Raw genomic sequence first — 21,573 nt, 5'->3', positions numbered from 1 at the left:
TGGAAGGGATCGAGGCCTCGCCCGCACTCTGCCTCGGCGGCGGAGGAGCGCGTGGCGGACATCATCGAATTCGGGCGCAGGCGGGCAGATCCCCGTCTCGTGCGCAGCGGCGGGCGATCCCGCCCAGGCCACCGCGGCAGGCGGTTCCGATCCGGGCGCTGGCCGCTCCTCGCGGCACTGGCGGCGTTGGCGATGGCCGGCCTGTTCTTGTCGGAGGAGCGGGCGAACAGCACGACCGGGCATGCCGAGTTCCGGCTCTGCCGGTCGGCCGTGCAGCAGGACTGCGTCATCGACGGCGATACGCTCCGCTATGGCGGATTGACGATCCGGATCGCCGACATCGACGCGCCGGAGACGCGCCAGTCGCGCTGCGCTTCGGAGGCGGCGCTCGGGCGGCAGGCGACGCATGCCCTCCTGGACATCATGAACGACGGCCCGTTCCAGCTCGTTTCCGTCGGGTCGCGCGACGAGGACCGCTACGGCCGCAAGCTCCGCGTCATCAAGCGCGACGGCGCCTCGGTCGGCGACACGCTCGTCGAGCGCGGCCTCGCCAGGCCGTGGGAGGGCAGGCGGCGGAGCTGGTGCAACTGAGCCGGCTGCACCCGGGTCTTCAGCCCTCGCGCAGCACCATGTCGTCACGGTGGATCATTGCGGAGCGCCCGCGATAGCCGAGGATCGCCTCGATCTCGCTGCTGCGGCGGCCGGCGATCTTATGCGCCTCGGCCACGTCGAAGGCTACCAGGCCGCGGCCGAGCTCCGCGCCGTCGCTATTGACGATGATCACGGCGTCGCCGCGCGCGAAACTTCCGGACACGCGCGTCACGCCGGCCGGAAGCAGGCTCTTGCCGGACTGGAGCGCGGCGGCCGCGCCGCGATCGACCACGATCGTGCCGCGCGGCTCGATGTGGCCGGCGATCCAGGCCTTTCGCGCCGAGGCCGGGGTCGCGAGCGGGTCGAACCAGGTCGCGCGCGCGCCCGCGTCGATGGCGGCGAGCGGATGCATGACGCGGCCGCTCGCGATCACCATGGCGGCGCCGGCGGCGGTCGCGATCTTGCCGGCCTCGATCTTCGTCTTCATGCCGCCGCGCGAGAGCTCGGACCCGGCCGCGCCGGCCATCGCCTCGATTTCGGCCGTGATCGCCGGCACGTGCGGGATGAAGCGGGCGGCGGGGTCCTCCTGCGGCGGGGCACTGTAGAGCCCGTCTATGTCGGAGAGGAGGACGAGGCAGTCGGCGCCGACCATCGCGGCGACGCGCGCGGCGAGCCGGTCGTTGTCGCCGTAGCGGATCTCGTTGGTCGCGACCGTGTCGTTCTCGTTGATGACCGGGACGGCCGCGAGCTTCAGGAGCGTGGCGAGCGTGGCGCGGGCGTTGAGATAGCGCCGCCGCTCTTCCGTGTCGCCGAGCGTAAGCAGGATCTGAGCGGCGGTCAGGCCGCGCTCCGACAGGGCAGACGCCCATGCGCCGGCGAGCGCCACCTGCCCGACGGAGGCCGCGGCCTGGGCCTCCTCCAGCTTCAGCGGGCCGCGGGGAAGGCGGAGGACGCCGCGCCCGAGCGCGATCGCTCCGGAGGAGACGACGAGCACCTCCTTGCCCTTTCCCGTGAGCGCCTTCAGGTCGTCGCACAGCGCGGCGAGCCAGTCCCGCTTGAGGCCGCTTTCGCGATCGACCAGCAAAGCCGAGCCGACCTTGACGACGATGCGGCGGCGCGCGCCGAGCCCCCTTCCGCTCATGTGCCCGGCGTCCAGGGCTTCCCTTCGCCGGCCGCCGAGCGGTCCTCGCGGCCGCCGTCGAGGAGCGCCAGGCAGGCGTCGAGGAGCGCCTCGATGCCCTGGCTCGTCGCAGCCGATGCGACCAGCGGCACGCGGCCGGCCTGCGCCTCCAGGTCGCGCTTCGCGGCGGCGAGCGTTTCCCCGTCCACGAGATCGGCCTTGGAAAGGACGAGCAGCTCCGGCTTGTCCGCCAGCCCGCCGCCATAGGCCTCGAGTTCCTCGCGCACGATCCGATAGGCCTCCGCCGGATCCTCCTCGCCGAACGCCGGCACCAGGTGGACGAGCGCGCGGCAGCGCTCGACATGGCCGAGGAAGCGGTCGCCTATCCCGACTCCTTCATGCGCGCCCTCGATGAGGCCAGGAATGTCGGCGAGCACGAACTCGCGGCCCTTGTGCCGGACGACGCCGAGATTGGGGTGAAGCGTGGTGAAGGGATAGTCTGCGATCTTCGGCTTCGCCGCGGTGACGCGTGCAAGCAGCGTCGACTTGCCGGCATTGGGCAGCCCGACCAGCCCGATATCGGCGATCAGCTTCAGCCGGAGCCAGATCCACTTCTCGATCCCCTCCTGGCCGGGATTGGCGCGGCGGGGCGCCTGGTTCGTCGAGGACTTGAAATGCGTGTTGCCGAAGCCGCCATTGCCGCCGCGGGCGAGCAGCACGCGGTCGCCGACCTTCTGGAGATCGGCGATCACGGTCGCGTTGTCCTCGTCGAGGATTTCGGTGCCGGCCGGCACCTTGAGCACGAGGTCCGGGGCGTTGGCGCCGGCCATGTTGCGGCCCATGCCGTGTCCGCCGGTCTTCGCCTTGAAATGCTGCTGGTAGCGGTAGTCGATGAGTGTGTTGAGCCCGTCGACCGCCTCCGCCCAGACGTCGCCGCCGCGCCCGCCGTCGCCGCCGTCCGGCCCGCCGAACTCGATGAACTTCTCGCGCCGGAACGAGACCGCGCCGGCGCCGCCATTGCCGGACCGGACGTAGACCTTGGCCTGGTCGAGGAACTTCATCGCGCCGCTGTCTCGAAATCGGCCCGCGTCACCTGCATGTCGATCGTTCGGATCGGCACGCCGCGGGACAGGGAGGGTGTGTCATAGCGCCGGACCTCGCGGAAGCCCAGCTTCTCCAGGACGCGCAGCGATGCCGGGTTGTCGACGAAGACTCCAGCGCCGACGCGGTGCGCGTCCCAGCGTTCGAAGGCCCATGCGGTGACCGCCGCCACCGCCTCGCCGGCGTAGCCTCTGCCCTGGAAAGCTCGGCCGACCCAATATCCCAGGCGCGGCATCTCGCGGGGAGGATCGCCGCTGCCCGGCCGCTTCACGCCCGCGGCACCGACCGCGAAACCGTTCGCGACCAGAACGAAGTTGTCGCTCTCGCGCTCGGCGGCTGGACGCGCCGCGAACGCTTCCACCGCCGCAACGGAAAGCGGCCAGGGCACGGCGGCGAGCATCCGCACCACCTCCCAGTCGTTCTCGATCGCGTGGAGCGCAGGCGCGTCCTCGGCGCGGATCGGTCTCAGCAGGAGGCGCGCCGTCCTCAGTTCCATCCCGAGCCCCGGGCCGGCAAAGCCGAACGAAAAAGGGGAAGCGTCACCGCTCCCCCTCGCAATCTCGGCCGGAATCGCGCGGAGCGCTATTCGGCCGCCTCCTGGATCGGGTCCACCGAGACGAAGGTCCGGCCGCCGGCCTTGGAGGCGAAGGTCACCTTGCCCTCGACGAGCGCGAAGATCGTGTGGTCCTTGCCGAGGCCGACATTGCTGCCGGGGTGCCACTTGGTGCCGCGCTGGCGGATGATGATGTTGCCCGGAATGACGTGCTCGCCGCCGAACTTCTTGACGCCGAGGCGCCGGCCCGCGGAATCGCGGCCGTTGCGGGACGAGCCGCCTGCCTTTTTGTGTGCCATTGTCTCTCTCCTTGGCTCGCCGGATCAGCCGGCCGCGATCTCGGTGATGCGGACGACGGTGTAGTCCTGGCGGTGGCCATTCTTGCGGCGCGAATTCTGCCGGCGCCGCTTCTTGAACACGATGATCTTGCGGCCGCGCGTATGCTCGACGATCGTGGCCTTCACGCTCGCTCCGGACACGAGCGGCGCGCCGACCTTCGCCTCGCCGTCGCCGCCGAGCAGCAGCACCTCGTCGAACACGAGCTCGTCGCCGGCATCGCCGGGAAGCTTTTCGATCTTCAACGTCTCGTCGGCGGCAACGCGGTACTGCTTGCCGCCGGTCTTGATGACTGCGAACATGTTGTTCCTCTTGTTCGTTGCGCCGCCTGGCTTTCGCCGGCGGGCTTCTTCCAGTCGAACCGACGGATCTCCCGAGGGACATCCCGCCCAAACGAATTCAGGCGCGGACCAAGGGCCCGCGCCGCTGTCGGCATAAGCCCGATCAGGGCATCCGCTGTCAAGATGGCGCTTGGGTCAGCGCCATTCAACCGCGCACGATGCGGCCGCCGTGTGTCCGATGCGTCCGCCGGCCGCATCGGACACACGGCAGCAGATACTTATCTTCCCTGCAGGTGCGAAGAACACGTCCTGGTACGCGGGCGGGCGCCGCAGCTCTTGACGGGATCGTATGCCTGTCATACGGTCACACCGTGTGAGTGCCTGACGTTGTCCTGGTCCGGACGGGGGACGCGATGAGCCAGCTGCAGCATGAAACCGTGCTCGATGTCCGCCACTGGACCGACACGCTGTTCAGCTTCAGGACCACCCGCGACCAGGCCTTCCGCTTCCGCAGCGGCCAGTTCACCATGATCGGGATCGAGGTCGAGGGCAAACCGCTCCTGCGCGCCTATTCGATGGCGAGCGCACATCACGAGGAGACGCTCGAGTTCTTCTCGATCAAAGTCCAGGACGGCCCGCTCACCTCGCGTCTCCAGCATCTGCGCGAGGGTGACGCCATCCTGGTCGGTCGCAAGCCGACCGGCACGCTCGTCTTCGACAACCTCCTGCCCGGCCGTAACCTGTGGCTGCTCTCGACCGGAACGGGGCTGGCACCCTTCCTGTCGATCATTAAGGATCCCGAGGCTTACGACCGCTTCGAGCGGATCGTGCTCGTCCACGGCGTCCGGCACGTTGCGGAACTCGCCTACCAGGACCTCATCACCCAAGATCTTCCCGGCAACGAGCTCTTCGGCGAGGAGGTGCGCGAGAAGCTCGTCTATTATCCCACCGTCACGCGCGAGCCCTACCGCAACCGCGGCCGCCTGACCGATCTGGTGCGCTCCGGCCGGCTGTTCGCCGATCTCGGCATGACGGCCTTCGACGAGGCGGAGGACCGCGTCATGATGTGCGGAAGCCCGGACATGCTCGCCGACATGCGCACCCATCTCGACGAGATCGCGTTCAGCGAAGGCAGTGCGACGGAGCCGGGCCACTACGTGATCGAAAAGGCTTTCGTCGAGCGCTGAATCCCTCCCGGCGGCGGGCGGCTCCCCGAAGTCCTATAACGCAGATTGGCTCTCGCAAACGATTGCCGTGCTGGTATCGTGCTGCTCGGGGGACGAAGGTCCCGCGAGCAGCAGCCCGCCTGCAGAAGACGGCCGGGCCTGGGAGGGAGAAGGAAATGAGCGACAATCATCTGGATCGTCGAAGCGTTCTCTTGGGCGCGACCGCGATCGGCACGGCGGGACTGCTGCCGAAGCCGGCGATCGCCCAGGGAACGGCAGGGCCGGCACAGGCCGACAGGCCCTCGGCTTCACTGCCCACGCGCGGCGAGTTCGTCATCAAGAACGCGCATGTGCTCACGATGGAGCACAATCTCGGCGAGCTTCCCGACGGCGACGTCCATGTCCGCGACGGCGTCATCGTCGGCGTCGGCCGCACGACCCGGGCGGGGCCGGACGTGGAGGTGATCGACGGCTCCAACACGATCTGCATGCCGGGCTTCGTCGAAACCCACTGGCACCTCTGGACGAGCTGTTGCCGGCCGCTCTTGCGCGAGGGCAATGCGGATCGCGGCTACTTCCCCGTGACGTCCGGCCTCGGCCCGCACTACACGCCCGAGGATTCCTACCGGAGCGTGCGCCACGGCCTTGCGGAGGCGCTCTATTCCGGCATCACGACGGTCCACAACTGGGCGCATAACGTCCGCAGCCCCGAGCACGCCGACGCCGAGCTCCGCGCCATGCGGGACACCGGCATTCGCGGGCGCTTCTCCTACGGTACGCCGCAGCGCTCCTCGAACGAAGAGCCGATGGACAGCGCCGATCTCGCCCGCGTGAAGCGCGAATGGCTGCCGGAGAACCCGCTGCTCAGCCTCGGCATCTGCTCGCGCAATGTCGGCAACAACACGAACCAGATGCGCGGCGCGATCTCGATCGAGATGGCGCACAGGGACTGGGGCGCCGCGCGCGAGCTGGGCCTGCCCATCACGATGCACACCTCGTCGGGCAGCCCCGTGAAGATGCTCGACGAGGCGGGCCTGCTCGGGCCCGACGTGCAGCTCGTCCATCCGCTGCTGACGACGCCGGAGGACCGCGAGATCCTCGCGAAGCACCGCACCAGCTACAGCATGGCGCCGCTGGGCGAGTCCCGCCGCTCCGCCAAGGTCGGCGAGATCCAGCTCGCCGAGCTCCTGGAGGCGAACGTGCCGATCAGCATGTCGATCGACCACATCGCCACCTTCAACTGCGACTGCTTCAACTGCATGCGCACGCTCTATGCGCTGCACCAGCACCGGATCGGCGATGCCGTCCCGCTCTCGCCGAAACGGCTCGTCGAGCTCGCCACGATCGACGGCGCCTACGACATGGGCGTCGGCGACAAGGTCGGGTCGCTCTCCCCGGGCAAGCGCGCCGACATCATTCTCGTGCGCACCGACGCGCCCAACATGGCGCCGATCGGCGACCCGTACGACGCGCTCGTGAACCTCGCGCACCCGGGGAACGTCGATACCGTCATCGTCGACGGGCGAATCCTCCGGCGAAAGGGCGACTTCACCGCGCTCGACTTCCAGCAGGTCGTCCGGGACTCGCAGCAGACCGCCGCCGAACTCGCAAAGCGGGCGAACTGGACCTGACGCGGGGAGGCTACTCGGCGGTTCCGGCCGGACCACCGGCCGGAACGCGACTGCGTGCCGCTCTAAGGCCCGGGGGCTTCGGTCAGGCGCGGGCCGCGAACGTCTCCTCGACGTTCTGGAGAAGCGCGCGCAAGTCGGGTTCCTGCACCTGCTCCGCTGCATCTTCCGGTTGAAACCAGACCCGTCGGCGCTCGTCCTGTTCGGGCCAGGTCTCCTCGAGCCGTTCGACGCGCAAGGGATAGACGGTGACCCGGCAGGGGACCGTGTCCGTCGCGGTCTGCTTCTGGTACTCGTAGCTGCCGATCGCCTGCTTGGATGGCTTGCCGATGGCGCCGGCCTCCTCGAAGGCCTCGATCGCCGCTGCGACGTGCGGGGCGTGCTTCTTCATCGGCCAGCCCTTCGGCAGAACCCAGCGCCCCGTGTCGCGCGACGTCACGAGCAGGATCTCGATCCCGCCGTCCTCGATCGGCCGGTACGGCAGGGCTGCGAACTGCTTGCGTCTTCTCTGCTTGGTCATCGCGGCGGGCAAGGCTCTGATTCGAAATGGAAAATACAATGTAGGTGTAAACTTCCGAAATGCAAACGGGCGCTCCCAGCCCGGCAGCGGTTGAGGCAAGAAAAACCGGACCGTAAAGGGACGTCCGCAAGTCGAGCGGACACGGTCGAGCCGTTGAGGGAAGGAAGACGCGACGGATTATAGTCCAGCCGTGTCTCGCAGAGAGGACGCGATGGCAAACGGCCGCGGAAACCTCACCAGGCTTCCGCGGCTGCGGAGGACGAGTGTTCCCCTCAGCGGTTCAAGAGCTTCGAGGCGAGCCAGTCGGCCGCGAAGTCGATGCCGACCTGGCGGTTGTCGACGTGGGCGTGCTCGGCGCCGCCTTCCTCGATGGAGAAGATCTTGATGGTCTTGTCCTTCGAGCCGACCGCTTCGTAGAGCTTCGGGGCATTCTCGGTCGGCACGATCCTGTCGTTGCCACCATGCGTGACGAGGAACGGGCAGGCGATCTGGTGCGCCACGTCCTTCAGCGAGAACTTGCGGGCGATCTCGATCGCCTCGTCCGCCGTCTTCGCGTTCACAACCCATTGGAACTGGAAGTTGGACTGGCCGATCGCCTTGGGATCGCTCTCCGTCTTCTGCTTGATTCGGAGCTGCCAGGCCGCGAGGTCCCAATGCAGCGCGCTGAGCGCGATGCAGGCCGCGTAGCGCGGTTCGAACGCTGCGATCCGGGACGAATAATAGCCGCCGAAGCTGTAGCCCATGATGGCGATGCGGGCCGGGTCGACGTCCGACCTGCCGGAGAGGTAATCGTAGGCTGCAGCGCCCGGAGCCTCGTAATCGTAGCGGCTGTGGATGCCGCGCAGGCGCAGCGTCTCGCCCTGTCCGGGGCCGTCGAGCGCGAGCGTGTTGAAGCCGCGCTTCGCGAATTCGAGGCCGGCGAAGATGATGCTCATCTCCTTGGAATTGTCCATGCCGTTCACGATCACGACCGTCGGCGCCGGGCCGTCGGCGCGTTCGGCGCGCAGGAACAGCGCGGGCAGAGTGGTGCCCTCGTAGGGCACTTCGACGAACTCGATCTCGGGATAGCGCCGCCTGATGCCCTCGTGATAGCAGCGATAGGCGGTCCGGCTCATCTCGCGCTTCTCGTCGCCGGGCGGCACGAAGCGCTCGGCGTTGTAGTGGTAATGTGCGGCGCGGTAATAGTAGTTACCCGCGGTCCGGCTGTTGCCTTCGGCGACCGCCTTCTCGGCGAGCGCCTCGACGTCGCGGGCGAGCGCGCCCCATTCCTCCCACCACGCGGTCTGGTCGCCCTGGCGCGGCCGCAGCCGCTCGCAGGCGCGGTCCATCTCCTCCAGCGACACGACGCCGTAAGGTGCCATGCCCTTCATGATGAGGGTGGCGTTCGACCACAGGAAGTTGCCGGGAAAGGTATCGATCCAGGGTCCGCGTTCGACAGGCATGATCTCTCCGATTGCTGGTGGAATGGGACGGCCGGGCGGTCAGGCCGGAAGGTTGGCGGTTCCGCCGATCACGGCATCGCCTCCTTCAGGCTCCGCCGCCGGCGAAGGAAGGCCGCGATGATGGGCCAGAGCAGGGCGAACACGACGACGACGACGAGGCCGGCGGAGACCGGCCGCTGCAGGAAGATCATCGGGTCGCCGAGCGACAGCATGAGCGACTGCCGCAGCGAGGTCTCCATGAGGGGCGCGAGCACGACGGCGAGCACGAGCGGCGCGCGCGGCAGGTCGGCCTTGATCATGACGTAGCCGATGACCCCGAACACCAGCGCCAGGATCGCCGAGTAGAAGCCCATGGTCGCGGAGTAGGCGCCCACCATCGAGATCGCGAGGATGCCGGGAGCGAGATAGGCGTAAGGAACGCGCAGCAGCGCGGCGAAGAGCGGCGCGAGCGGCAGGTTGAGCACGAGCAGGATCAGATTGCCGATGAACATGCTGGCGATCAGGCTCCAGACGAGCAGCGGCTCCTGCTGCATCAGCATCGGCCCCGGCCGGATGCCCTGAAGGGTGAGGGCGGCGAGCAGGACGGCCGTGCCGGACGAGCCCGGGATGCCGAGCGCCAGCATCGGGGCAAGCGCTCCCGTGACCGAGCTGTTGTTCGCCGATTCGGTCGCCGCGACCGCGTCGAGCGCGCCTTTGCCGAACCGTTCCGGCTCCTTGCTGAAGCGCCGTTCCGCGACATAGGCGAGGAAGGAGGAGATGGTCGCGCCGGCCCCCGGCGTCATGCCGACGAAGAAGCCGATGAGGCTGCCGCGCAGGATCGCCATCCGGCACTCCGCCCATTCGCGTCCCGTGATCCACATGTCGCGGAGGCGGGTCGCCGTCGGGGTGGCGTGGACCGTGCGCTCGATCGAGACCAGCACCTCGGCGATGCCGAACACCCCGATCGCGACGGGCAGGAAATCGAAGCCTTCCAGCAGGCTGGTTCTGCCGAAGGTGAGGCGCGCCGAGCCGAGCAGGGGGTCGGTGCCGACCAGCGCCAGCGCGATCCCGAAGACACCCATGATGAGCGCCTTGATCGGGGAACCGGTGCCAAGGCTCGCGGTGGCCGAAATCCCGAGCAGGGCGAGCAGGAAGAATTCGGGCGCGTTGAACCTGAGCGCGATCGCGCTCAGCGCGGCGGCGGCGAAGGCGAGCGCGATCGTGCCGGCGATTCCGGCGATGAACGAGCCGATGGCGGCGATCGAGAGCGCCTTGCCGGCCTTGCCCTGGCGGGCGAGCTGATAGCCGTCGACCGCAGTCATGATGCTCGACGATTCACCAGGGACGTTGATCAGCACAGACGTCAGCGTGCCGCCGTACATGCTGCCGTAGAGGATGCCCATCAGCATCATCACGGCCGGGATCGGGTCCATCCCGAAGGTGACCGGCAGGAGCAGCGCCATGCCGGCGGCGGGGCCGATGCCGGGCAGGGCGCCGATCACCTGGCCGATGACCACGCCGATGGCGATGGCCGTGAAGCCTTCCAGCGTGAGCGTCGCGGCGAAACCCTGCGCGAGAAGGTGCAGCACTTCCATGCGATGCGGTCCCGGGGGCTAGAAGCCGACCACGCCCTTCGGCAGGCGAAGGTCGAGCCAGAGCGTGAAGACGGAGTGGAGCAGCAGGCCGACCACGGCGGTCGTCACGACGCTCGGCACGAGCGGCTGCCGCAGGATCGCGACAAGCTGGAAGAGCACGAACAAGGCTGCGGCCGGTATCAGGCCGAGCCAGGGCGTCAGGACGATGATTCCAGCGAGCCCCGCCATCGTCGCCAGGACCCGGGCCGCACCGGCACGCTCGGGCCAGTCGACCGCTTGGTCGTTCGCCTGCCGCCAGGTGGCAACGACGAGCATGAGGGCGAGCAGCACGCTCGCCCCCGCGACCAGCACCGGCATCAGCCGCGAGCCGGGCGCGTACTCATCCCAGATGGGCAGGCCGCGGGTGCCGTAGAGCACCAGGGCGGCCAGCAGCAGCATCGCTGCCGCCACCGCATAGTCGAGCCGCTTCATGCCGGCCGCCCTCTCGCCGTCAGTTCTTCGCGACGCCGATCGCCCGCAGGATTTCCTGGCGGCCCCTGTGCATCTCGGCGACGAAGGCGGTCGCCTCCGCGCTCGGATAGGACTTGCCGCCCAGGAAGTTGTCGGCGAGCGCGGTCTTCCAGGCGTCGGATTCCACGAGCGCGGCGATCTTCTCGTCCCACCACTTCACGACCGCCGGGTCGAGCTGCGGCGCGCCGGAGAGGCCAAAGACCTGGCCCCACACCACGTCGATGCCCTGCTCCTTCGCGGTCGGGATGTCCTTCAGCTTGTCCTCCGGCCGCCGCTCCTCGTTGAGGATCGCCAGCGCCTTGCCCTTGTTGGACTCGATGAGCGGCAGGGCCTCGTCGATGGTGAGGGTGATGAGGTCGGTGTTGCCGCCGAGGAATGTGGCCTGCGCCGCGCCGCCGCCGTCATGCGGGATGTAGGTGAGGTCGACGTCGGCGGCCTTCTCGATGAGCGCCATGACCTGGGCGTCGGTCGAGGCGGCGTTCGCCCCCGAGACCTTCACCTCGCGCGGCTTGTCCTTCGCGATCGCCACCAGCTCGGCGAGGCTGTTGGCCGGGTGATCGGGCTGCGCCACTACCACGAGCTGCGTCTGGACGAAGATGCCGAGCGTCGTGAGCTTGTCGTAGACCGGCTCGAGGCCCTGCGCGATCGGTGTCGAGATCGTCGGTTCTGCGAAGGCGAGCACATTGTTCTCGTCGCCGGGGCGCTCGAGGACATAGTTCATGCCCACCATCCAGGCGCCGCCGGGCCGGTTCACCACGACGACCGGCTGCTCGATGATCTTCTCCTCGTTCCAGATCTTGGCTGCCCGGCGCATCAGTACGTCGGGCGTGCTTCCTGCGCTGGACGGGACGGTAATTTCGATCGGCCCGTTCGGCGCGCGCGCTTCCTGCGCAATCGCCCCGAGCGAGGATACGGAGACGATACCTACCGCGGCGAGCAATGCCCGCGCGGACGACTTGAATGTGGTATTCACTGTTTCCTCCCTTTTTGAACTTTTCTGCCACAGCTTAACGCATTGCCTTCATTGAGCTTGGTGTCAACTCCGTTGCTCGATCCCGTGTGCGATGGTAGCAAACGATTGCGGTGGCGGTGCGGAAAGCCGGCGCCAGGTGCAGGAGACATCATGCCCGACACATTGCCGGTCTGCCCGTGTCCCGACCCGGAGCCGGCCGCCCCTGGTTTCGCGGTCCCGGCCGGAGCCTGCGACTGCCACGCCCACATCTTCGAGCCGTTCGAGCGCTATCCGCTCCAGGCGAAACGGGGCTACACGCCGGCGGCGACGCCGCTCGCCGACCTCCTCGCCATGCACGATGCGCTCGGGATAGAGCGACTCGTGCTCGTTCAGGCGAGCGCGCACGGCACCGACAATCGCGGCATTCTCGACGCCGCCGCTCAGCACCCCGACCGGCTGAGGGCCGTCGTCTCCGTCGGCGAGGGCGTGCTGCAGAGCGAGCTCGAAGCGATGCACCGTCAGGGCGCTCGCGGCCTCCGGGTCAACCTGATCGATCCCGGCGGCATGCCGTTCGCCTCGCTCTCCGAACTCATCATGATGGCGGAGCGGATCAAGGATCTCGGCTGGCACGTGGAACTGCTCGTCCATGTCGAGCAGGCGCCGGAGCTCGAGAACCTGGTGAAGGCGATGCCGGTGCCGGTCTCGGTCGGGCATATCGGGTACACGCCGACACGCGCCGGGCTGCACCATCCCGGCTACCAGCGCTTCCTGGGCATGCTCCGCGACGGCTTCTTCTGGGTGAAGCTCACCGCGCCTTACCGGATCTCCGCGGAGGAACGGCTGCCCTATGGCGACGTCGCGCCGTTCGCGCGCGCCGTCGTGGAAGCCGCGCCGGACCGGGTGATCTGGGGGTCCGACTGGCCCCATGTCCTCCACTGGCGGGAGATGCCGAACGACGGCGCGCTCCTCAACCTGCTGGCCGAATGGGTTCCCGACGCGGAGACCCGCCGCCGCATCCTCGTCGACAACCCGGCGCGGCTCTACGGCTTCGCCTGAGCGCGCAAGCGCTGCACCGCTCGCGCGCGGCAGCGCGCCGCCGGCGGGCAGACGCCGCGTCATCGGCCCCGGCCCCGCGACACAACGTTCTCCGCGATCCAGTCGGCGATGTAGTTCACGCCGGCGCGGCGGTCGTCGACCTGGCAGTGTTCGGCCGCCCCCTCCGCCTCCGTGAAGATCTTGAGCGTCTTCACGTCCGAGCCGGCACGCTCGTATAGGATCCTGGCCTCCTCGGGCGGGATCAGCCGGTCGTTCTCGCCGTGGACCACGAGGAACGGGCATTCGAGCCGTTCGACCACGCCGTCCAGGCTGAACGCCTCCATGCGCTCGATCGCCTTGCCCATGTCGAGATCGGGGATGCCGAGCACCCAGGGCACCTGGAAGTGCGAGGTCGCAGCCTGGTGGTTGCGCATCTCGATCTCGATGCGGACGAGCCAGGCCTTGAGGTCCCAGAACATCGCGCCGAAGGCGACGCAGCCGGCGTAGCGCTTCTCGAAGGCCGCGGCGCGTGGCGCCGCGTACCCGCCGAAGCTGTAGCCGAGGATGGTGACGAGCGCTGGATCGACCTCCGGCCTGGCGGCGACGTACTCGTAGGCGGCGGTCGCCGGCACCTCGTAATCGTGGCGGCTCGGAATGCCGCGCAGCCGCAGCGTCTCGCCCTGGCCCGGCCCGTCGATCGCGAGCGTGTTGAAGCCGCGCCGGGAGAATTCGAGCCCGGCGAAGATGACGCTCATCTCCTTGCAATTGTCGAGGCCGTCGAACACGACGACGGTCGGGGCCGGGCCGGAGGCGCCTTTCGCCGGCAGGAAATAGGCGGGGAGCGTGGTGCCCTCGTACGGCACCTCGACCGGCTCGATCTCGGGAAAGGACCGGCGCAGACCCTCCTTGTGACAGCGCAACGACTTCCGGTAGATCTCGGTCTTCAGTGCGCCCGGATGAACCATCCGCTCGGCCGTGTAATAGTAGTAGCCGGCCCGCATGTAGTCGTCGCCCGCCGACATGCTCCGCCCCCTGGCGGCGGCCTCTTCAGCCCTCGCCTCGACCTCGGCGGCCATCGCCGACCATTCCTCGTGCCAGGCGTCGTGGTCGTCCTGGCGCGGCTCGAGGCGCTGACAGATGCGTTCGATGTCGTTGAGCGCGACCACGCCGTAGGGCGCCATGCCCTTCGTCACCAGCGTGGCGTTCGACCATTTCAGGTTGCCGGGGAAATGCTCGACCCAGCGGTTGCCTGACATCAGCTTGCCTCCTCGCCGAGCAGTGCGGCCATGATCCGCTCGCGCGTGAGCGGCATCTCGCGAATGCGCGCACCGAGCGCGTGCGCGACTGCGTTCCCGATCGCGGCCGCCGTCGGCCCGACGGAAGCCTCGCCGATCCCGAGCGTCGGCTCGTCGGCCGAGCCGACGAAGCGGATCTCGATCTCGGGCACCTCGGAGAAGCGGAGGATCGGGTAGTCGTCCCAGGCCTCGGCGGCGGACCGGCCGTCGCGGAAACGGAGCTGTTCCTTCAGCGTCCAGCTCGCCGCCTGCACGATGCCGCCTTCGACCTGGCTCGCGGCGCCGTCGGGGTTGACGACGAGGCCGGCATCGACGGCGGCCCAGACCGTCTCGACCCGCACCTCCTCATCGACGACGACCTTCGCGATTGCGGCCATGTAGGCGGCGCGGTTCTTGTAGCGGCCGCAGCCGAGGCCGAAGCCCGTGCCGTCGCCGCCGGCGGGCCTACGGTGCCAGTCCGCCATCGCCGCCGCCTCTTCCATGACGCGGCGCGCCCGCGGGTCCGAAGCGAGGGCCATGCGGTAGCCGAGCGGGTTCTCGCCGGCGCGGCCGGCGAGCTCGTCCATCATGCTTTCGATGGCGAAGGTGTTGAGGTGCGAGCCGAGGCCACGGATGGTCGAGGTGCGGAGAGGGATGCCGGCCAGGCGGTGGTGGGTCATGGTCTGGCGGGGCAGGTCGTAACAGGCCTCGGCGTTGCGCGTCGCGCCGCCGCCGATCGCGTCCGGCACGTCCTCGAGCTCCTCCGGCTCGGGCTCGGTCAGCCCGAGCGCGTCGGCGGCGACGACGTTCGCGCGGCCGTTCATGCCCGGCCGGCGGCCGTGGATGGGGCTCCAGAGCTCGATCGCCCAGGCCGCCGGGCGGCTGCGTCCGTCGAGTGCGGCGGCGATCCTGACGACCGAGGCCGGGCCGACGGGTGCAGCGGCGAACTCGTCCTCGCGCGTCCATTCGACCCGGACGGGCCGGCCCGGGTGGCGCAATGCCAGGAACGCCGCCTCGAAAGCGGCATCGTCGGCCGAATTGTGGCCGTAGCAGCCGGCGCCCGGCGTGTGGAAGACGCGGACCCGGTCCGCTTCCAGTCCCAGCGTGCGGGCGAGCCAGGTCCTCAGGACGAAGGGACCCTGGGTATGGCTGTGGACGGTGAGGATCTCGCCGCTGAACGCCGCGAGCGCGCAGGACGGCGCGATGGAGCCGTGGGTGACGTAGCCGCGCGCAAACCGCGCCTCGAGATCGGGCGCTGTCGCAGCCGCGCCGGGATCGCTGCGAAACGTCACTTCGCGGTCTCGGCTCGGGCGGCTCACAAGCCAATCGGCCGTGTCGGCCTCGTCGGGCGGCGGGGTGCCGCCGGTCCAGACAGCTTTCAGCCTGGCGGCTTGCCAGGCGGCGACCGCAGCCGTCCGGTCGGCGGAAAGAAACGCGGCGAAATCGCCGTCCCGGACGATCTCGATCGGAGCGGCGGCGGCCTTCCGCACCGCCTGTTCGTCGAGGCCGGCGAGAACCGCGCCGCTCCACGGGCGGTGCAGCACACGCGCGTGCAGCATGTCCGGCGGCGCGAGATCGTGCACGAAGGGCGTTCCGGCGACGCGCTCGTAAAGGTCGGCGCGGGGCACGCTCCGTCCGACCACCCGGTAGTCGGCCGGGCGCTTCGCGGGCGCGTTGCCGCTCGCGTCGCGGTCGAGGTCGACCGCCCCTGCCAGCGACCAATAGTCGTGCCCGGTATCGCTCGCGCCGCGCCGAAAGGACCCGTCCTCGACGGAGAGCTCCGCCGGATCGCAGGCCAGCATCTCGGCGGCTCGCACGAGGAAGAGGCTGCGGATCTCGGCCGCTGCGAGGCGGATCGCGCCGCCCGAAACGGTGGTCGAGTTGCTGCCCGAGGTGAAGTCCTCGGCAGGGCCGGATTCCGTCGTCCCGGACCGGATCGCGATGCAGTCGACGGCGACGTCGAGCTCCTCGGCGGCGATCTGGGAAAGCGTCGTCAGGATGCCCTGGCCGAGCTCCACCTTGCCGGTGGAGAGGCGCACGCGCCCGGGCTCCTCGAAGCCGATCCAGGTGGACAGGCGAGGATTGTCGAGAAGGCTCTTCGGCAGGACGTTCGCGGTCAAGTGTCCTCGTCCCGGGCGCGGCCGGCCTCGGCTAGATGTTCTCCAGCAGCCAGTCGCCGATATAGTCGATGCCGATCTGACGGTGGTCGACCTGGCAGTGCTCGGTGCCGCCTTCCTCCGCCGTGAAGATCTTCAGGTGCTTCCGGTTCGAGCCGATCTTGTCGTAGAGGATCCGGGCGGATTCGAGCGGCACGATGCGGTCGTTCTCGCCGTGCAGGATCAGGAACGGGCAGTCGATCTGCTGGGCGATCCCTTCGAGCGTGAAGAGCTTCGCCCGCTCCAGCGCGGCCTTGTTGTCGGGCGAGCCGACCACCCAGCGGAACTGGAAGTCCGAGGAGAAGCTCGTCTTCGGATCGGCCGCGAGCTTCGCCTTGATGTCGGACTGCCAGGCATGCATGTCCCAGTGCATCGCGCCGAAGGCGACGCCGGCCGCGTAGCGCTTGTCGTTGCCGACGATGCGCGGGGCGTGATAGCCGCCGAAGCTGTAGCCCATCACCGCCACGCGGCTCGGGTCGACGTCCGGGCGCGAGGCCACGTAGTCGTAGGCCGCCGCTCCGGCCACCTCGTAATCCGGGCGGCTGGCGATATTGCGCAGGCGGAGCGCCTCTGCCTGGCCGGGACCGTCGATCGCCAGCGTGTTGATGCCGCGCTTGGCAAAGTCGAGCCCGGCGAAGACGACGCTCATCTCCTTGCAATTGTCCATGCCGTCGAAGAGCACGACGGTGGGCGCAGGCTTGCCGTCCTTCGAGGCCCTGACGAAATAGGCGGGAAGGGCGGTGCCCTCGTAGGGGACGTCGACGAACTCGATGTTCGGGTGGAGCCGCTTCAGCGCGCCGTGGTAGCAGCGCAGCGCGTTGCGATACATGGCGATCTTGTCGTCACCCGGCACCATGAAGCGCTCGGCGCTGTAATAGTAGTTGCCGGCGCGCATGTAATGGTTGCCGGCGGTTATGTCCCGGCCCTCGGCGGCGGCCTTGTCGGCGACGGCGGCGATGCGGTCGGCCATCGCCGACCATTCCTCGCGCCAGGCTGTGTCGAGGTCGGGCTCGTCCTGGCGCGCCTTCAGCCGGCGCCCGACGCGGTCGATTTCCTCCATCGCCACCGCGCCGTAAGGCGTCATGCCCTTGACGATCTGCATGGCGTTGCTCCAGCGCAGATTGCCGGGGAAGTGCTCCGCCCAGGTGCCGCACTTGTCGGTCGCTTCCATTGCTCACGGCTCTCCCGTTGCTCGGCGCCAGCCCGGATTCACGCGGGCGCTTGGCGTTTCGTCGTTCAGGCCTCCGCCACGACCGGATTGGTCAGGGCGCCGACCCCTTCCACCTCGACCGTCACCTCGTCACCGGGCTTCAGCCAGACCTGCGGCCTGCGGCCCATGCCGACGCCCGCCGGCGTGCCGGTCGGGATCAGGTCGCCCGGCTCCAGCGTCATGATCTCGGAAAGGGTGGAGACGATCTGCGCGACGTTGAAGATCATGCCCGCCGTGTCGGCGTCCTGCATGACCGCGCCATTCACCAGCGTGCGGATGCGCAGCCCGGAGGCGCCGGGCGGCACCTCGTCGGCGGTGGTGATCCAGGGGCCGACCGGCCCGGTCCTGTCAAAGTTCTTGGCGCCGGTCCACTGCGTCGACTTCTTCTGGTAGTCGCGGACCGAACCCTCGTTCATCATCGTGTAGCCGAACACGTAGTCGAGCGCCTCGGCCTCGGAGACGTGGCGGCACCTCTTGCCGATCACGATGGTGAGCTCCGCCTCGTAATCGAGCTGCTCGGAGCATTTCGGCACGACCATCGCTTCGCCCGGGTTGGCGAGCGACGTGGTGCAGCGCATGAAGACCGGCGGGTAGGTCGGCACGGCCTGGCCGGTCTCCTCCGCGTGGTCGTGATAGTTGAGGCCGATGCACATGATCTTGCCCGGATCGGGCACGGGCACGAGGAGCTTGAGGTCGGCGAGCGGGCGACCGCTCGTTTCCGCAGCGCGCTCCGCCTTCGCCTGCCATCCCTCGTCGGCGCCGGCGGCGATCACGGCCCTCAGCGTGGACGGCGCATCGGGGGCAACGTCGGCAAGCGGGACGACCTTGTCGCCGACAACGATGCCGACCCTTGCACTGCCCGCTTCTTCGAAGGTCACAAAACGCATGAAGCTCTCGCTGATGATCGAACGGGTCCGGTGACGGACGACCGCCATTCGTTCGCGGAACCTTCACTCGCCCCCTTGGCAGCCGGTAGCCTCTGGGGCATTGAATCACTTTAAAACTGAGGCTGATAATCATGCGCCCGCCGCTCCGAGCGATCGGAACCTTCGTCCGCTGCGCTGAAACCGGAAGCTTCAGCAAGGCCGCGCTCGAGCTCGGCATGACGCCACAGGCGGTCAGCGGACAGATCAAGCAGCTCGAGGACTGGGTGCAGGTCCGACTCTTCCACCGCACCACCCGCAAGATCAACCTGACGGAAGAGGGCTCGAGCTTCTTCGAGCACTGCAAGAGCGGGATCGACGCGATCGACGACGGCATCCGGGCGCTGCGCGAGACGACGAGCGAGGCGGTCGGGACGGTCCGGCTGGCGATGCCCTACGTGATCAGCCGCGGCTACATCATGCCCATCCTCGCGCCGTTCTTCGACCTCTACCCGCGCGTCTCCATCGAACTCATCATCCAGAACCAGAACCCGGACGTGGTGGAGCAGGGCGTCGATCTCGGGGTGGGCAGCGGGCCGATGCCGAAAGGCTCTATTATCGCCCGTCGGCTGGCCTCGGTGGAGCTCGTGCTCTGCGCGGCGCCCGACTATCTCTATCGCTTCGGGACACCGTCGACGCTCGAGGACATCAAGCAGCACCGCTGCGTGGCCCTGCGGCACCCGCGAACCGGCAAGATCATGCCCTGGACCTTCAGGAGCGGGGACAGCCTCGTGACGCTCGACCTCGAGGGCTGCCTGACCACGAACGACAGCGACACCCAGCGGCAGGCGGTGCTTTCTGGCATCGGGATCGGCCAACTCGCGAGCTTCTACGTCGCGCCGAACGTCGCCGCCGGCAAGCTCACGCCGCTCCTCATGGGCTACACGGCGCCGCCCTACCACTTCTTTCTCTACATGCTGAAGAGGACGAAGATCCCGCTGAAGACGCGGGTCCTTGCCGACTTCCTCTACCGCGAGCTCCGCAAGCACCCGGATTTCCAGCCGGCTCGGCTCCGCGAGGTGGCACCCGTCAGCTGAGCGTGCGCCACACCCAGTCGGCATGAGCGAAGAGCGCCCGGTCCTCGTGCCGGGCGCCGACCAGGTGCAGGCCGACGGGCCGCCCGTTCCCGCCCTCAAGGAGCGGCATGGTGAGCGCCGGGACGTGGAGCACCGTCCACATCTTGTAGAGATCGGCGCCGGCGAAAGCATCCCAACCGACCGGCGCCTCGCCGGTCGCCGCCGCCCCGACGAGCACGTCGACCTCGTCCCAGACCGTGGCCATCCGGGCCCGGCAATTCTCGGCGAGCTTCAGGCACGCGACGTAGCGTTCGAGCGTGCACGAGAACCCGTCGGCGATCCGTCCGCCGCGCAACGTGTCGCTGATCTCCTCGAAGCGGGTCTCGATCTCAAAGGTGAGATTGCGCACGAACTCGAAGCTGGAGATCCAGCGATGGGCGTCGGTGAGCGCCTCGAAATCCGCCGGCATCTCAATCTCCCGCACCTCGGCGCCGGCGCGGGCGAGCCGCCCGACCGCATCCTCGACGGCGCGCTGCACGGCGGCATCGACCTGCGGCCAGATGTGGGTGCGGCAGAAGCCGATCCGCGGCGGCCGGTCGAGCATGGCGATCAGCTCGGGCGGAACCCCGAGCAGCACGTCGCGGTAGAGCGCGACATCCTCCAGCGAGCGGGCGCAGATTCCGAGCGTGTCGAGCGAGCCGGACGCCTCCATCACGCCGTGCAGACGGTGCTCGCCGTAGGTCGGGCGATAGCCGAAGATGCCGCAGAAGGAGGAGGGCCGGACGGTCGACCCCGTCGTCTGCGTCCCGATCGCGATCGGGACCATGTCGTCGGCGACGGCGGCGGCCGAGCCGCTCGACGATCCGCCCGGCGTGCGCTCCAGGTCGCGCGGGTTGCGGGTCGGGCCGACATGGAGGTTCGCGAACTCCGTCGTCACCGTCTTCCCGAATAGGATGCCGCCCGCCTTCCGGCTGAGGGCGACGCAGGCCGCGTCCCGCCCGGCCTGACGGCCGCGATGGATCGGTGTGCCCCATTCGGTGGGCAGATCGGCGGTGTCGATGATGTCCTTGACGCCGAACGGCACGCCGCCGAGCGGGCCGCCCTTGCCGCTCCTGTCGAAGGCGCGCGCGGCGGCGATCGCCGCGTCGGCGTCGACGTGCGCCCAAGCCGCCACGGCGCCCTCGCGCTCTCCGATCCGCTCGAGGCAGGACCGGACGACGGCCTCGCTTGTGGTCCGTCCGGCGGCGATCGCGCGCGCCGTCTCGGACGCGGTGAGGCGGTTCAGCCCGGTCTCCTTCTGCACGACGTTCATCGCAGCACCTCCTCACGTGCATTTCCGCCATGGTCGCGAGAGCGAGGGACCAACCCAAGCGGCACTCCGTTGAATCACTTTCAAGCGCACGCTGCCAATCCGCTTCCGGGGCGGCCCTAGAGGCTGGAGAGGCCGCGGACGAGCAGTCGGACGCCGACGAGGATCATCAGGCCGAAGATGATCATGTAGAAGACCCGCCCGCCGGTGCGGCGCACGAGGAAGACGCCGAGCCATGCCGATGCGATGGCGAGCGGCATCAGGCCGAGCGAGAGGAGGAGGTTCTCCCGGTTGATCTCGCCGAGCAGGATGTACGGGCCGGTCTTCATCCAGTTGACGACGGTGAAGAAGATCACGCTCGTGCCGACGAAGACGTCGCGCGGGAGCCGCTGCGGGATCGTGTAGAGCTGGAACGGCGGCGCGCCGGCATGGGCGATCATGCTCGTGAAGCCCGACCCGGCGCCGCAGGCGAGCCCGAGAAGGGTGGTGGCCCGGCGCGCGCGCTGTCGCCGCGAACCGAGCGCAAGCGCCATCTGCTGCCCTCCGAAGAGGATGGAAATCAGCCCGAGCGTCGCCTCCACCACGCCGGTCGGGAGCTTCGCGGCCAGCAGATAGCCGCAGAGGACGCCGGCGGCAGCACCGGGGACGAGAATGGCCAGATTGCGCCGGTCCCATGTCCGCCGGTACGCCCAGGCCCCGACGAGGTCCTGGACGACGAGGATCGGCAGCATAATGGAAGCGGCCTTGAGCGGCGGCATGGCGAGTGCCATCAGGGGCAGTGCCACCATGCCGATCCCGGCGAAGCCGCCCTTGCCGACCCCGAGGATGATCACAGCCGGGATCGCCACGGCATAGAAGGACCAGTCCACGCCGCCG

General features: G+C 68.8%; 21 protein-coding genes. 5 read left to right on the top strand and 16 right to left on the bottom strand.

Annotated features, from left to right (window positions below; all coding sequences use genetic code 11):
- Positions 1-51 precede the first annotated feature (51 nt).
- Positions 52-591: a thermonuclease family protein gene (locus ACUN0C_RS06400; protein ID WP_445465504.1), complete on the top strand. Its 540-nt coding sequence runs from the start codon at positions 52-54 to the stop codon at positions 589-591.
- A 19-nt stretch (positions 592-610) separates the two neighbouring features.
- Here the strand turns inward: ACUN0C_RS06400 and proB are convergent, their stop codons facing one another.
- The 5 genes from proB to rplU form a co-directional block, all read right to left on the bottom strand.
- Positions 611-1,732, bottom strand: a complete 1,122-nt coding sequence (proB, locus tag ACUN0C_RS06395; RefSeq protein ID WP_445465503.1) for a glutamate 5-kinase — start codon at positions 1,730-1,732, stop codon at positions 611-613.
- On the bottom strand, positions 1,729-2,772 hold the full coding sequence (gene obgE, locus ACUN0C_RS06390) for a GTPase ObgE (RefSeq protein ID WP_445465502.1): 1,044 nt from the start codon (positions 2,770-2,772) through the stop codon (positions 1,729-1,731). The genes proB and obgE overlap by 4 nt, the downstream gene beginning before the upstream one ends.
- Positions 2,769-3,308, bottom strand: coding sequence for a GNAT family N-acetyltransferase (locus ACUN0C_RS06385; RefSeq protein ID WP_445465501.1), 540 nt, complete (start codon positions 3,306-3,308; stop codon positions 2,769-2,771). Before ACUN0C_RS06385 ends, obgE begins: the two co-directional genes overlap by 4 nt.
- Positions 3,309-3,394: 86 nt before the next feature.
- Positions 3,395-3,664 (bottom strand): 50S ribosomal protein L27, encoded by a 270-nt coding sequence (rpmA, locus tag ACUN0C_RS06380; protein WP_445465500.1) that lies wholly within the window; start codon positions 3,662-3,664, stop codon positions 3,395-3,397.
- Positions 3,665-3,688: 24 nt separating this feature from the next.
- Positions 3,689-4,003, bottom strand: a complete 315-nt coding sequence (gene rplU, locus ACUN0C_RS06375) for a 50S ribosomal protein L21 (RefSeq protein ID WP_445465499.1) — start codon at positions 4,001-4,003, stop codon at positions 3,689-3,691.
- 392 nt (positions 4,004-4,395) lie between these two features.
- On the opposite strand from rplU, the gene ACUN0C_RS06370 reads away from it, so the two are divergent.
- Both ACUN0C_RS06370 and ACUN0C_RS06365 read left to right on the top strand, forming a co-directional pair.
- Positions 4,396-5,169, top strand: coding sequence for a ferredoxin--NADP reductase (locus ACUN0C_RS06370; RefSeq protein ID WP_445465498.1), 774 nt, complete (start codon positions 4,396-4,398; stop codon positions 5,167-5,169).
- A gap of 155 nt (positions 5,170-5,324) precedes the next feature.
- Positions 5,325-6,779, top strand: a complete 1,455-nt coding sequence (locus ACUN0C_RS06365; protein ID WP_445465497.1) for an amidohydrolase family protein — start codon at positions 5,325-5,327, stop codon at positions 6,777-6,779.
- A gap of 82 nt (positions 6,780-6,861) precedes the next feature.
- On the opposite strand, the gene ACUN0C_RS06360 is transcribed toward ACUN0C_RS06365, so the two are convergent.
- From ACUN0C_RS06360 to ACUN0C_RS06340, 5 genes are all read right to left on the bottom strand, one after another.
- A complete protein-coding gene (locus ACUN0C_RS06360; RefSeq protein ID WP_445465496.1) occupies positions 6,862-7,296 on the bottom strand; it encodes an NUDIX hydrolase in 435 nt (144 codons plus the stop codon).
- A gap of 272 nt (positions 7,297-7,568) precedes the next feature.
- The gene (locus tag ACUN0C_RS06355; RefSeq protein WP_445465495.1) at positions 7,569-8,738 is read right to left on the bottom strand and encodes an alpha/beta hydrolase family protein; all 1,170 of its coding nucleotides are present in this window, start codon (positions 8,736-8,738) and stop codon (positions 7,569-7,571) included.
- A gap of 68 nt (positions 8,739-8,806) precedes the next feature.
- Positions 8,807-10,312: a tripartite tricarboxylate transporter permease gene (locus tag ACUN0C_RS06350; protein WP_445465494.1), complete on the bottom strand. Its 1,506-nt coding sequence runs from the start codon at positions 10,310-10,312 to the stop codon at positions 8,807-8,809.
- Positions 10,313-10,330: 18 nt separating this feature from the next.
- On the bottom strand, positions 10,331-10,783 hold the full coding sequence (locus tag ACUN0C_RS06345) for a tripartite tricarboxylate transporter TctB family protein (RefSeq protein WP_445465493.1): 453 nt from the start codon (positions 10,781-10,783) through the stop codon (positions 10,331-10,333).
- 19 nt (positions 10,784-10,802) lie between these two features.
- The gene (locus ACUN0C_RS06340) at positions 10,803-11,795 is read right to left on the bottom strand and encodes a Bug family tripartite tricarboxylate transporter substrate binding protein (protein WP_445465492.1); all 993 of its coding nucleotides are present in this window, start codon (positions 11,793-11,795) and stop codon (positions 10,803-10,805) included.
- Between the two features lie 150 nt (positions 11,796-11,945).
- Here ACUN0C_RS06340 and ACUN0C_RS06335 point away from each other — a divergent pair, with 150 nt between their 5' ends.
- Positions 11,946-12,830, top strand: coding sequence for an amidohydrolase family protein (locus ACUN0C_RS06335; RefSeq protein WP_445465491.1), 885 nt, complete (start codon positions 11,946-11,948; stop codon positions 12,828-12,830).
- Between the two features lie 59 nt (positions 12,831-12,889).
- Here the strand turns inward: ACUN0C_RS06335 and ACUN0C_RS06330 are convergent, their stop codons facing one another.
- The 4 genes from ACUN0C_RS06330 to ACUN0C_RS06315 all read right to left on the bottom strand — a co-directional run bounded on the left by ACUN0C_RS06330 (position 12,890) and on the right by ACUN0C_RS06315 (position 18,336).
- Positions 12,890-14,065: an alpha/beta hydrolase gene (locus ACUN0C_RS06330; RefSeq protein WP_445465490.1), complete on the bottom strand. Its 1,176-nt coding sequence runs from the start codon at positions 14,063-14,065 to the stop codon at positions 12,890-12,892.
- Positions 14,065-16,203 (bottom strand): molybdopterin cofactor-binding domain-containing protein, encoded by a 2,139-nt coding sequence (locus ACUN0C_RS06325; RefSeq protein WP_445465489.1) that lies wholly within the window; start codon positions 16,201-16,203, stop codon positions 14,065-14,067. The genes ACUN0C_RS06330 and ACUN0C_RS06325 overlap by 1 nt, the downstream gene beginning before the upstream one ends.
- Before the next feature lie 31 nt (positions 16,204-16,234).
- Positions 16,235-17,410, bottom strand: coding sequence for an alpha/beta hydrolase family protein (locus ACUN0C_RS06320; protein ID WP_445465488.1), 1,176 nt, complete (start codon positions 17,408-17,410; stop codon positions 16,235-16,237).
- A gap of 65 nt (positions 17,411-17,475) precedes the next feature.
- Positions 17,476-18,336 carry a fumarylacetoacetate hydrolase family protein gene (locus tag ACUN0C_RS06315; protein WP_445465487.1) on the bottom strand — a complete coding sequence of 287 codons (861 nt, stop codon included), beginning with the start codon at positions 18,334-18,336 and terminating at the stop codon, positions 17,476-17,478.
- 131 nt (positions 18,337-18,467) lie between these two features.
- On the opposite strand from ACUN0C_RS06315, the gene ACUN0C_RS06310 reads away from it, so the two are divergent.
- The gene (locus ACUN0C_RS06310) at positions 18,468-19,409 is read left to right on the top strand and encodes a LysR family transcriptional regulator (RefSeq protein WP_445465486.1); all 942 of its coding nucleotides are present in this window, start codon (positions 18,468-18,470) and stop codon (positions 19,407-19,409) included.
- Here ACUN0C_RS06310 and ACUN0C_RS06305 read toward each other — a convergent pair.
- Positions 19,402-20,700 carry an amidase gene (locus tag ACUN0C_RS06305; protein ID WP_445465485.1) on the bottom strand — a complete coding sequence of 433 codons (1,299 nt, stop codon included), beginning with the start codon at positions 20,698-20,700 and terminating at the stop codon, positions 19,402-19,404. The two genes, ACUN0C_RS06310 and ACUN0C_RS06305, sit on opposite strands and share 8 nt — an antisense overlap.
- A 116-nt stretch (positions 20,701-20,816) precedes the next feature.
- A complete protein-coding gene (locus tag ACUN0C_RS06300; RefSeq protein ID WP_445465484.1) occupies positions 20,817-21,566 on the bottom strand; it encodes a sulfite exporter TauE/SafE family protein in 750 nt (249 codons plus the stop codon).
- Positions 21,567-21,573: the final 7 nt, after the last annotated feature.

It is taken from the genome of Faunimonas sp. B44, assembly GCF_052655945.1.
This window is presented reverse-complemented; position numbering and strand designations above follow the sequence as displayed.

Coding starts and splice junctions, on each gene's coding strand:
- ACUN0C_RS06350 (WP_445465494.1), bottom strand. CDS start 10,312: ATGGAAGTGCTGCACCTTCTCGCGCAGGGTTTCGCCGCGACGCTCACG.
- ACUN0C_RS06370 (WP_445465498.1), top strand. CDS start 4,396: ATGAGCCAGCTGCAGCATGAAACCGTGCTCGATGTCCGCCACTGGACC.
- obgE (WP_445465502.1), bottom strand. CDS start 2,772: ATGAAGTTCCTCGACCAGGCCAAGGTCTACGTCCGGTCCGGCAATGGC.
- rpmA (WP_445465500.1), bottom strand. CDS start 3,664: ATGGCACACAAAAAGGCAGGCGGCTCGTCCCGCAACGGCCGCGATTCC.
- ACUN0C_RS06355 (WP_445465495.1), bottom strand. CDS start 8,738: ATGCCTGTCGAACGCGGACCCTGGATCGATACCTTTCCCGGCAACTTC.
- proB (WP_445465503.1), bottom strand. CDS start 1,732: ATGAGCGGAAGGGGGCTCGGCGCGCGCCGCCGCATCGTCGTCAAGGTC.
- ACUN0C_RS06315 (WP_445465487.1), bottom strand. CDS start 18,336: ATGCGTTTTGTGACCTTCGAAGAAGCGGGCAGTGCAAGGGTCGGCATC.
- ACUN0C_RS06335 (WP_445465491.1), top strand. CDS start 11,946: ATGCCCGACACATTGCCGGTCTGCCCGTGTCCCGACCCGGAGCCGGCC.
- ACUN0C_RS06305 (WP_445465485.1), bottom strand. CDS start 20,700: ATGAACGTCGTGCAGAAGGAGACCGGGCTGAACCGCCTCACCGCGTCC.
- ACUN0C_RS06330 (WP_445465490.1), bottom strand. CDS start 14,065: ATGTCAGGCAACCGCTGGGTCGAGCATTTCCCCGGCAACCTGAAATGG.
- ACUN0C_RS06360 (WP_445465496.1), bottom strand. CDS start 7,296: ATGACCAAGCAGAGAAGACGCAAGCAGTTCGCAGCCCTGCCGTACCGG.
- ACUN0C_RS06320 (WP_445465488.1), bottom strand. CDS start 17,410: ATGGAAGCGACCGACAAGTGCGGCACCTGGGCGGAGCACTTCCCCGGC.
- ACUN0C_RS06365 (WP_445465497.1), top strand. CDS start 5,325: ATGAGCGACAATCATCTGGATCGTCGAAGCGTTCTCTTGGGCGCGACC.
- ACUN0C_RS06385 (WP_445465501.1), bottom strand. CDS start 3,308: ATGGAACTGAGGACGGCGCGCCTCCTGCTGAGACCGATCCGCGCCGAG.
- ACUN0C_RS06345 (WP_445465493.1), bottom strand. CDS start 10,783: ATGAAGCGGCTCGACTATGCGGTGGCGGCAGCGATGCTGCTGCTGGCC.
- ACUN0C_RS06310 (WP_445465486.1), top strand. CDS start 18,468: ATGCGCCCGCCGCTCCGAGCGATCGGAACCTTCGTCCGCTGCGCTGAA.
- rplU (WP_445465499.1), bottom strand. CDS start 4,003: ATGTTCGCAGTCATCAAGACCGGCGGCAAGCAGTACCGCGTTGCCGCC.